This is a genomic window from Azotobacter beijerinckii (assembly GCF_900110885.1).
Lineage (GTDB): Bacteria > Pseudomonadota > Gammaproteobacteria > Pseudomonadales > Pseudomonadaceae > Azotobacter > Azotobacter beijerinckii.
This window is the reverse complement of record NZ_FOFJ01000095.1, coordinates 1-8,917: the sequence shown is the minus strand read 5'-3', so window position 1 is coordinate 8,917 and position 8,917 is coordinate 1. Positions and strand designations below refer to the sequence as shown.

The 8,917-nt window shown below is 68.1% G+C and carries 13 protein-coding genes and 2 pseudogenes; 7 read left to right on the top strand and 8 right to left on the bottom strand.

Going from position 1 to position 8,917, the window contains the following annotated elements; translation table 11 throughout:
• Together BMY22_RS21845 and BMY22_RS21840 are read left to right on the top strand one after the other, a co-directional pair.
• Window positions 1-615, top strand: a 615-nt coding sequence (locus tag BMY22_RS21845; protein WP_090625385.1) for an inositol monophosphatase family protein, incomplete at its 5' end; no start/stop codon positions are given.
• Between the two features lie 399 nt (window positions 616-1,014).
• Window positions 1,015-1,986, top strand: coding sequence for a ribonuclease Z (locus BMY22_RS21840; protein WP_090625387.1), 972 nt, complete (start codon window positions 1,015-1,017; stop codon window positions 1,984-1,986).
• Between the two features lie 97 nt (window positions 1,987-2,083).
• Here BMY22_RS21840 and BMY22_RS24730 read toward each other — a convergent pair whose 3' ends face one another.
• From BMY22_RS24730 to BMY22_RS21825, 3 genes are all read right to left on the bottom strand, one after another.
• A complete protein-coding gene (locus tag BMY22_RS24730) occupies window positions 2,084-2,284 on the bottom strand; it encodes a hypothetical protein (RefSeq protein ID WP_090625384.1) in 201 nt (66 codons plus the stop codon).
• Window positions 2,281-2,517, bottom strand: a complete 237-nt coding sequence (locus tag BMY22_RS21830) for a hypothetical protein (RefSeq protein ID WP_090625382.1) — start codon at window positions 2,515-2,517, stop codon at window positions 2,281-2,283. The genes BMY22_RS24730 and BMY22_RS21830 overlap by 4 nt, the downstream gene beginning before the upstream one ends.
• Before the next feature lie 227 nt (window positions 2,518-2,744).
• Window positions 2,745-3,230, bottom strand: coding sequence for a S49 family peptidase (locus tag BMY22_RS21825; protein ID WP_244158964.1), 486 nt, complete (start codon window positions 3,228-3,230; stop codon window positions 2,745-2,747).
• A gap of 50 nt (window positions 3,231-3,280) precedes the next feature.
• Here BMY22_RS21825 and BMY22_RS21820 point away from each other — a divergent pair.
• A pseudogene (locus tag BMY22_RS21820) lies at window positions 3,281-3,496 on the top strand (polyphosphate kinase 2); the annotation flags it as partial.
• 71 nt (window positions 3,497-3,567) lie between these two features.
• Here BMY22_RS21820 and BMY22_RS21815 read toward each other — a convergent pair.
• Both BMY22_RS21815 and ompR read right to left on the bottom strand, forming a co-directional pair.
• Window positions 3,568-4,875 carry an ATP-binding protein gene (locus BMY22_RS21815; RefSeq protein WP_090625379.1) on the bottom strand — a complete coding sequence of 436 codons (1,308 nt, stop codon included), beginning with the start codon at window positions 4,873-4,875 and terminating at the stop codon, window positions 3,568-3,570.
• Window positions 4,872-5,606 carry an osmolarity response regulator transcription factor OmpR gene (gene ompR, locus BMY22_RS21810; RefSeq protein WP_090625377.1) on the bottom strand — a complete coding sequence of 245 codons (735 nt, stop codon included), beginning with the start codon at window positions 5,604-5,606 and terminating at the stop codon, window positions 4,872-4,874. Before ompR ends, BMY22_RS21815 begins: the two co-directional genes overlap by 4 nt.
• A 205-nt stretch (window positions 5,607-5,811) precedes the next feature.
• Here ompR and BMY22_RS21805 point away from each other — a divergent pair, with 205 nt between their 5' ends.
• Genes BMY22_RS21805 through BMY22_RS21795 form a run of 3 tightly spaced genes read left to right on the top strand, consistent with a single transcriptional unit; the run spans window position 5,812 to window position 7,443 of the window.
• A complete protein-coding gene (locus tag BMY22_RS21805) occupies window positions 5,812-6,255 on the top strand; it encodes a hypothetical protein (protein WP_090625376.1) in 444 nt (147 codons plus the stop codon).
• 33 nt (window positions 6,256-6,288) lie between these two features.
• The gene (locus BMY22_RS21800) at window positions 6,289-6,582 is read left to right on the top strand and encodes an EF-hand domain-containing protein (RefSeq protein ID WP_090625374.1); all 294 of its coding nucleotides are present in this window, start codon (window positions 6,289-6,291) and stop codon (window positions 6,580-6,582) included.
• Window positions 6,583-6,594: 12 nt separating this feature from the next.
• The gene (locus tag BMY22_RS21795) at window positions 6,595-7,443 is read left to right on the top strand and encodes a sterol desaturase family protein (protein ID WP_090625372.1); all 849 of its coding nucleotides are present in this window, start codon (window positions 6,595-6,597) and stop codon (window positions 7,441-7,443) included.
• 80 nt (window positions 7,444-7,523) lie between these two features.
• On the opposite strand, the gene BMY22_RS25090 is transcribed toward BMY22_RS21795, so the two are convergent.
• From BMY22_RS25090 to BMY22_RS25260, 3 genes and pseudogenes are all read right to left on the bottom strand, one after another.
• Window positions 7,524-8,063, bottom strand: a complete 540-nt coding sequence (locus BMY22_RS25090) for a hypothetical protein (protein WP_244158965.1) — start codon at window positions 8,061-8,063, stop codon at window positions 7,524-7,526.
• A gap of 103 nt (window positions 8,064-8,166) precedes the next feature.
• Window positions 8,167-8,337 (bottom strand): annotated as a pseudogene (locus BMY22_RS25265) (hypothetical protein); the annotation flags it as partial.
• Window positions 8,338-8,420: 83 nt separating this feature from the next.
• On the bottom strand, window positions 8,421-8,573 hold the full coding sequence (locus BMY22_RS25260) for a heparinase II/III domain-containing protein (protein WP_254791213.1): 153 nt from the start codon (window positions 8,571-8,573) through the stop codon (window positions 8,421-8,423).
• Window positions 8,574-8,636: 63 nt separating this feature from the next.
• On the opposite strand from BMY22_RS25260, the gene BMY22_RS21785 reads away from it, so the two are divergent.
• The coding region (locus tag BMY22_RS21785; RefSeq protein ID WP_143068574.1) for a helix-turn-helix domain-containing protein at window positions 8,637-8,917 on the top strand (281 nt) is incomplete at its 3' end.

The following is an 8,917-nucleotide window of genomic DNA, read 5'->3' as shown; positions in this document are numbered from 1 at the left end:
GAGGAATCGGTCGCGGCGGACCCCGCGCTGCTCGGCAGGCTGAAAGATGCCGAACTTGCCATCGTCGTCGATCCTGTCGACGGCACAGCCAACTTCGCCTCGGGTATTCCGGCCTTTGGCGTCATGGCCTCGGTCGTGTTCATGGGCGAGACGGTTGCCGGGATCATCTACGACCCGATGGGGGACGATTGGGTAATGGCGGAGAAAGGCAGCGGCGCCTGGCTGAGGCGACCGGACGGCGAGGCACAGCGGCTTTCCGTGGCCGCCCCCGTCACACTCGACCAGATGGTCGGCATGGCCTCGACCGGATATCTGCCGAAAGACAAGCAGCCACAAATCCTCGCGAATCTGTCCAAAGTCCGCTTTCTTGCCAGCTACCGGTGTGCGGCGCACGAATACCGGACCCTCGCTGCCGGTCATGTGCATTACCTGATGTACTACAAGCTGATGCCCTGGGATCATCTGGCCGGCACCCTGATCTGCCTGGAGGCCGGTGCATGCGCTGCACGCCTCGATGGCAGCCCTTATCTGCCCCATCATCTGGACGGCGGCCTGTTGATTGCGCCGGACAAGGCTTCCTGGGAGCTGCTCCGAGGCGAGGTCTTCACTGTTTAGCACTCTCCCTCAGACGCCCCTTAACCATGCGCGCTCCTGCTCGGCGATGTTCTCCCACACGCGGCGCGGGTCGGTGAGGTTTGGCTTAGGCATTGCCCGGCCTATTTGCTCGACCGCGTTGGCCTGAAGCGACAAGCGGGGGACTCCCACGACTGGACGGCCCTGCCCGGCCGCGAGCATGTTCCTGGCCGCGTTCACGTCGCGATCGTGCGGACACCACACGCACCCAGCACCCCCCTCACGCCAGGGCCTGCGATACCTCCCGGCCCCGAATCGGGCAGTGCGCCGCCATTCGAACGGCTCGGGTGGTGTAGCTCTCCTTGACCGCCCAAAGACGATGCCGGCGTGCACGCACTTGTACGGCATAGTGGCGCGACACGAATCAATGGGAGCATGGGCGTGGATCTGCTATTTCTCGGCACCTCCTCCGGAACCCCCACCAGGGCCCGTAACGTCACCGGGCTGGCGCTGTTGGAGGAGACCGGTAAAGGATGGCACCTGGTGGACTGTGGCGAGGCTACGCAGCACCAGGTGCTGCGCACGCCGCTTTCGCTGCATGAGCTGCGTGCGATATTCATTACCCATGTCCATGGCGACCACTGCTACGGCCTGCCCGGCCTGCTGGCCAGCGCCGGCATGCAAGGCAGGCAGGAGCCTCTGGAGATCGTCGCTCCGGACGGCATCGAGGCGTGGGTCAGAACCACGCTGCGCCTCACCCGGACCTGGCTGCCGTTCGAGTTGAACTTCCATGCCGCCGAGTGCCTGGGCGAATGGCGGGGCGACAACCTGCGCGTCGAAGCCTTCGCCCTCTCCCACCGCGTGCCCTGCTATGGCTACAGCTTCACCGAGGCCCGCCCGGCCCCGCGCCTGGACATCGACAAGCTCGATCGGCACGGCATCCCCCGCGGCCCGCTCTGGGGCCAGTTGGCTCGAGGCATCGACGTGCAGCACGAGGGCCGCACGCTGCGCAGCGACGACTACCTGATCCTCACCCGCCCGCCCCAGCGCATGGTGGTCGGCGGCGACAACGACCGCCCCGAGCTGCTGGCCGAAGCCTGCCGCACCGCCCAGGTACTCGTTCACGAGGCCACCTACACCCAGGCCGTCGCGAACGACGCCAGGGCCGCCTTCGGCCACAGCACCGCCGCCGCAGTTGCCACCTTCGCCCAGTCGGCCGGCATCGCCAACCTGGTACTGACCCACTTCAGTGCTCGCTACCAGGCCGATCCGAAACGCGGGCTTTCCATCGAGGCGATTCGTGACGAGGCCGCGGCGCTGTACGAGGGACGGTTGTTTCTGGCAGAGGATTTCGCGCGGTTCCGGTTGAACTGGGATGGGGCGTTGAGGCGGGTTTGCACGTCAAACCAGTAGCCGGAGGCATGGTAGGCCGGCCCCTGGAGGACTGGCAGCCGCGGAGCACACCCGACGGTGATCGGCGGAAGCAACGTGGGCATGGGGCGAACGCCTATCACTCGTCACTGGGCGCAACGCCACGCCACCAATCCCCCACCGCCGTCACGCTCAGAAAGTCCAGGTCCTCTACCGTCAGCAGCATTTCTTGCTCGTTCTCGTGTGCCTTACGCATACGAGCCAGCACGTCCACCAGAATCTCCCGCTGCGTTTCGACACTGTAGCGCTCGCGCTGCCAGGTTATACCCGTCTTGATCAACGCCAGCAGCGTGCGCCGTGCCGCTGCGTCAGTCGGCTCGTCCAGCGTTTCGCCTCGAAACCGAAGCGGGGAAATCCCTTCAGCTCGTGCGCTCCAGCGTCATATTCATATTGTGCATCATCGATCACCCACAGCCGGCGCTGCGCAGTGGATTCGGGAGCCTCGACCAAGTCATCGACGCCCTTGATGTCACTGGAAGAGATCGCATCCGGCAGCGGTTTCATTTTTTTCATGGGCTTTCCTCGGTCATTTGCATTTGGGGATTTCGGTCGAAATCGCTGTTTGTATCCAGCACGGCCAGATCCATACCCTCGCTCTGCACGCAGATGCTGCTGCAGCACTGCAACCGCCACGAAGGCGTGGCCGTGCCACTTGCACATGCAGCCGTACAGCTACGCCTCCGGCGTATGGGCGAGAGGTAGGAAGGGTATCAGCGAGGCGTCTGGGTGGGCCATCTCAGTTACTGCCCAAGCACTTTCTGGCTTTTGAACGCCTCGAGCACGCTCTGCACGGCTCCGCCGGCAAAGCCGGCCCCGATCGACGCTCCCAGCCGATCGGCCAGTCGCGACAGGGGATTGGGCTCCTCGTTGAACTCCTTCAGGTGTTCGGCCTGGATCACGTCGCGCGCCACCGTCTCGATGGAGCCGACCCCGTCGATCAGACCGATGGCCTTGGCCTCCTTGGCATTCCACAGGAGACCGCTGAACAGATTCGGGGTGTCCGCCCTCAGGCGCTCGCCACGGCCGCTCTTCACCGCCTCGATGAACTTCTCGTGGGTCAGCCGCATCTGATCGTTCCAGAGCTCCACCTCGTCGGGCTTCTGCGGGCTGTAAGGATCGAGCAGGCTCTTGTGCTCGCCGGAGGTGTAATTACGCCGCTCCACGCCGAGCTTTTCCATCGCCCCCACGAACCCGAAACCGGCCGCGGTCACACCGATTGAGCCCACCAGGCTGGTCTCGTCGGCGTAGATGGCTTTCGCGCCGGCGGCAATGAATCATGCTGGAGCGCACCAACATCCCCGAGGCGCCCTGGTGGATCGTCGAGGCGGTGGACAAGAAAAGGGCGCGGCTGAACTGCATCCATCACCTGCTCGGCCAGGTGCCCTATGGCGAAGTCGACCGCCCGGCCATCGCCCTGCCCGAACGCGTCTACCACCCGGACTACCTGCGTGCCCCCCAGGCCAAGGAGATTTTCGTGCCGGCGGTGTATTGAGCGCGAAGGGACCGGAAAGACCGACAGGCTGGCTGAAAGAGTTTCCATGCTTTTTCAGGCGCCAGCCCGGATCAGCCGTTTCGCAGGGGCAGACTGATCCTTGCCCGTAGCCCCGGACCAGGCTGTTCGGAGAGTTCCAGGCTACCGCCGTGCTCGCGGGCGATGCGTTCGACGATGGCCAGACCCAGGCCGGCGCCCGCCGTCCCGCCGCGGGCGCTCTCGCCACGGCGGAAGGCCTGCTTCAGCGCCTCGGCATCCCGTCCGCCGAGGCCCGCGCCGCTGTCGATCACCTCGAGCCAGGCACAGTCGCCGTCCATGCCGGTGCGCAGGCGTACCGGCGGACGGCCATGGCGCCAGGCGTTCTCCAGCAGGTTGGTCAACGCCCGGCGCAGCGCCGCCGGGTGCATGCGCACCGGCGGCGGCGCACCCGGCTCCAGCAGCAGCGGCTGGCCATGGTCGGCGTAGGCGGCCGCCACTTCCCGGGCTAGGACGTCGAGCTCGCCGAGCACCGCCGGCTCCTCGCGGCTGTCGCGGGCGAAGTCGAGGAACTGCCCGACGAGAGCGTCCATCTCGGCGATGCTGCGCCGCAGTCTGGCGGCCACCTCGGGCTCGTCGCGGCCGGCGAGGATCTCCACGCCCAGGCTCAGCTTGGCCAGCGGCGTGCGCAGGTCGTGGGAGAGGCCGGCCAGCATCAGCGCGCGCTCGCGTTCGTTGCGCGCCAGGCTGTCGCGCAGGCGGTTGAAACTGCGGCTGAGGCTGGCGGTTTCCTCCGGGCCGTCCTCCGCCAGAGGTTCCGGTTCGCCGCCGCGGCCGAGGCATTCGGCAGCCTGCACCACGCGGGTCAGGGGCCGGTTCAGGCGGCGTTGGATCGCTAGGGCGCCGGCTAGCGCCAGCAGCCCGGCGCCCAGCGAGGCGAGCAGCCAGGTGCCGGTGAACAGGCGCTCCGGCAGGATGCCCGGCACCGCCAGCCAGAGGTCCTCGCCCTCCAGGCGCAGGCGCAGCACCGGGCCGCCGCCGGCCTCGCGCAGCCAGTGCACCTCAAGATCATCGGCGGCCAGACGCTCGGCCAGGCGCCGGGCGAAGTTCCGCTCCAGCGGTGGCAGCGGGGTGGGCGGCCCGTCGCCGCCGGCGATGCTGTGGCCGACCAGGGCCTGCGCGTTGAAGTGGGCGACGAAGGCCGCGCGCTGCGCCGGCGGCAACGCCAGCAGGCTGGTGCGCAGGGCCGTCGCATTGTGTGCCACGCCGATGGCGATCTGTTCCAGGCGCGGTTCGAGGATCAGCCGGCGGGCCAGCAGCGCCCCGCCCAACTGGCCGAGCAGGATCAGCAGGGCGATCAGCAACAGGCTGCGGCCGAACAGGCTGCGCGGCAGCAGCCTCATGGCTGCTCCTCCGCTCGGCCGTCGGGCATGAACACGTAGCCCATCCCCCAGACGGTCCGGATGTAGCGCGGCTGCGCCGGATCGTCCTCGATCGCCCGGCGCAGGCGCATGACCTGCACGTCGATGCTGCGGTCGCTGGCCTCGTGGTCGCGGCCGCGGCTCAGCTCGATCAGCCGGTCTCGGCCGAGGGGCCGCCGCGGATGCCGGGCCAGCGCCTGGAGCAGGGCGAACTCGCCGCTGGTCAGGGGGATGTCGCGGCCGTCGCGGCTCAGGCGCCGTTCGCCGAGGTGCAGGCTGAAGGGACCGAAGTCGATCCGCCCGTCGCCCGGCAGCGGGCCGCTGTGGGCGCCGAGCATGCGCTGGCGGCGGATCAGCGCCTCGATGCGCGCCTGCAGCTCGCGCGGGTTGAAGGGCTTGGGCAGGTAGTCGTCGGCGCCCATCTCCAGGCCGATGATGCGGTCCAGCGGATCGCCGCGGGCGGTGAGCATGACGATGGGAATGGTCTCGCCCTGCGCGCGCAGGCGCCGGCACAGCGACAGGCCGTCCTCGCCGGGCATCATCACGTCGAGCACCAGCACGTCGAAGCGCTCGCGGCCGAGCAGGCGCTCCAGTGACTGACCGCCGTCCAAGGCGCGCACCGCATAGCCCTGGTCGCTCAGATAGCGCTGCAGCAGCGCGCGCAGGTCGTGCTCGTCGTCGACCACCAGAATTCTTCCCAGGGCCTCGCCCATTTCGTCTCTCCCGTCGGTTGCGCCATGAGGGTGACGCAGGCGCCGCCCCCGGCGCGGCGGGAATCCATGACAAAGGGTTACAGAAGCGCCCGCCGCTCACCGATTGTCACGCATTGCCCGGCGCCGGCAATGGTTCGCTCACGGCTCGCGCCGATAGTGACTTCCGCCGCCAGACGACGGCATCCAGCCAAGAGGAGTCCATCCCATGAAATCCCTGTCACCCATCTTCGCCGCCCTGTTCGCCCTGTCCGCCAGCCTGGCGTTCGGCGACGCCCAGGCCGGGGAGCGCCGCGTGGTCCGCACGAACGGCCAGGGCAGCGGCAGCGCCGTCCGCGGCATCAGCCTGCAGGGCAGCGACGGCAGCAGCCTCGAGCGCCGCGCCAGCCGTTCGCGCAGCGACGACGGCAGCCGCCAGAGCGAACGCAGCCTGTCCGCCACTGGCAGCCAGGGCAGCAGCCTGCAGAGCAACGGCGGCCTGACCTATACCGCCGAGTCGGGGCTGAGCCAGAGCCGTTCCACCAGCCTCACCAACGCGGCCACCGGCAACAGCGTGCAGGGCAACACCTCCTACAGCCGGGACGGCGGCCTGACCCGCAGCGTCGCCTGCCAGGACGCCAGCGGTGCCAGCATCGCCTGCCTCTCGCGCTGATTCCCTTCCAGAGCCTTTCACAGGAGAAACGTCATGCGTACCCCTTTCATCCCCGTCATCCTCGCCTGCGCCCTGTTCGCCACGGCCGGCGCCGCCCTCGCCGAGCCGGCCCGCGGCGAACGCCTACAGGCTGAACTGCAGCAACGCTTCGCCCGCGCCGACAGCAATGGCGACGGCCGGCTGACTGCCGAAGAGGCCAAGGCCGGCATGCCCTTCGTGTCCCGCCACTTCGCGGCGATCGACGCCGAGGGGCAGGGTTCGGTCAGCTTGGAGCAGATCAAGGGCTTCGCCCAGGCACAGATGGCCCGGCGCAAGGGCGCCCAGTAGGGAGGAGTCGCCATGTCCAGCGAATCGATACGCGACACCCTGGGGCCGCAGGCGCTGCCCTGGTTCGCCGCAGCCTTCCTCATGCTGGTCGGCATCGCCTGCGTCGAGGGGCTGGTGCGCAGCCTGCTGCGGCCGGGCTCCTACGACTGGCGGGCCAGCGCCGCCTCGTTCGCCGACGCGCTGATCCGCCGCGGCGTGGACGCCCTGGGCCTTTCCCTGGTGGCGCCGATGTTCGTGCTGGCCTGGGAGCACCGCCTGCAGACCCTGGAGATGTCCAGCCCGGCGGCCTTCGTCGCCCTGTTCCTCGGCCAGGACTTCCTCTATTACTGGTATCACCGGATGGCGCATCGGGTCCGCTGGTTCTGGGCCAGCCACACGGTGCACCACTCGCCCAACCAGCTGAGCCTGGCCACCGCCCTGCGCCTGGGCTGGACCGGCAGGCTGACCGGCAACGGGCTGTTCTACGTGCTGCTGGTCTGGCTGGGCTTCCCGCCGCTGGCGGTGACCGCCGCGGTGACGCTCAACCTGCTCTACCAGTTCTGGGTGCACGCGCCCTGGATGCCCCGGCTCGGCCCGCTGGAGTGGGTGCTGAACACGCCCACCCACCACAAGGTGCACCATGCCAGCAACCCGGAATACCTGGACTGCAACTACGGCGGCGTGCTGATCGTCTTCGACCGGCTGTTCGGCACCTTCGTCGAATACCGCCCGGAGATCCCCATCCGCTACGGCCTCACCAGGCCACTGCACAGCTACAACCCGCTGCGCATCGCCCTGCACGGCTGGCTGGAGCTGGGCCGCGACCTGCTCGGGGCGCGGGGCCCGCGCGCGCGCCTGAAGGTGCTGGTGGGGCGGCCCTGAGGCGGACTGCCAGGCAGTGGGCCGGCAATGCCACAGGCCTCGCCCGGCAGAGCGAGGCCTGGTTCGACCGAGGGCTACCGTTACGGGCGCTGCCCGGATGCCACCTCTTGCCGCGCTTCCCCGGCCGTCCGCTCATCGAAGCGGCCGACATGACCGGTCCAGCCGAGCGCCTTCCCGTCGACCACGGCCTGATGCACCTTCGCTGCGTCCGCCTCGTCCGCCACGGCCAGCGTCACCGTCCGGCCGTCGGTCAGTTCGAGGACGACGATGTCGGCATCCGTCACACGGAAATGGCGCAGTGCGGCGATGCAGCTCTTGCTGTCGGTGACGGTCTCCCCGGCCGGGTCATAGAAACCATGCGGCTCGAGCACGGACACGAAGGTGGCGTCGGTGGCACTGCTCAGGCTCAGGCGCTGGATCAGCACGGGTTCCCGGCGCAGGTTGAAGTTCGGGTCGTTGGCGCCGCTCTCGGCCAGGATGATCTTCGCCCCCTCAGGCAGCAGCATGCGGTAGGTATAGAAGCGCTGATTGTTGAGCCAGGTCAGCGTCGCATTGCCGGCCTCCGGCGTGCCTGTCGCATCCACCCACAGATGCTGATAGCCGTTGGCCTTGCCCAGCACCGGTCGATCCGCCGGGTTCGACTGGAGTGGGGAAGCCCACCTCGGTGATATGTCCTGCGTAGTGCAGGGGCAAGTCGTACTGCGCCGGCCGGCTTCCCTGGGCGCGCAACAGGTCGACGACCACGGGACTGGCCAGGCCGTCTATCGACAGTTGCGCCAGGGTGCGGCGGAAGCGCGCGTCGGGATAGGCACCCTCGATTTCCGCGGTGCTCACTCGGGTCGGCCCGTCTGCCGAGAAGAATATCTGCCTGGGGGCAATCGTCTCGCCCAGCATCCACTGGCCATCGAAGTGGCTGGTTTCGTTCACCAGCAGGGTGTTGTGGGCGACGGTCTACCTGGCCCAGCTCTGGTTCTCCTTCAGGTAGCCGCCACCCTCCTTGGATTCGATGTGAGGAAGCGCGCCGCGCCATAGTCGGTGACCACCGGGGCGCCGTCGTTGTAGAGCATCCAGCCCAGCTTGTCGAAATGCCCGTGGCCCATGCTCCGGGCGCTGTTCTTGACGACCAGCACCTAGCTAGTGCAGTTTCATGGGTGTAGTTGTGGAAATTATGGCATCAGGCGATGCTATGCCCCATGAAAGCACCTCTATTCGTTCGCCCTTTGACTACCGAGGAACGGCAGGCCCTGCAGGCTGGCCTGCGTGCCCGGGAAGCCTTCACGCTGCGGCGCTGCCAGATCCTGCTGGCCAGCGCCGACGGCAAGACCGCCACGGAAATCGCCGCCCTGTTCGGCTGCGCCACGCAAACCGTACGCAACACCCTGCGGGCCTTTGCCGCCGAGGGACTGGCCTGCCTGAGCGAGAAGTCGCATCGCCCCAAACGTGTCCGTCCCTTGCTCGCGGGCACGCAGGTCGA

What these genes read in the sequence shown, in the direction of transcription:
- BMY22_RS21830 (WP_090625382.1), bottom strand. Translation starts at nt 2,517, where the DNA reads ATGAAAAAAATGAAACCGCTGCCGGATGCGATCTCTTCCAGTGACATC.
- BMY22_RS21815 (WP_090625379.1), bottom strand. Translation starts at nt 4,875, where the DNA reads ATGAGGCTGCTGCCGCGCAGCCTGTTCGGCCGCAGCCTGTTGCTGATC.
- ompR (WP_090625377.1), bottom strand. Translation starts at nt 5,606, where the DNA reads ATGGGCGAGGCCCTGGGAAGAATTCTGGTGGTCGACGACGAGCACGAC.
- BMY22_RS21805 (WP_090625376.1), top strand. Translation starts at nt 5,812, where the DNA reads ATGAAATCCCTGTCACCCATCTTCGCCGCCCTGTTCGCCCTGTCCGCC.
- BMY22_RS21800 (WP_090625374.1), top strand. Translation starts at nt 6,289, where the DNA reads ATGCGTACCCCTTTCATCCCCGTCATCCTCGCCTGCGCCCTGTTCGCC.
- BMY22_RS21795 (WP_090625372.1), top strand. Translation starts at nt 6,595, where the DNA reads ATGTCCAGCGAATCGATACGCGACACCCTGGGGCCGCAGGCGCTGCCC.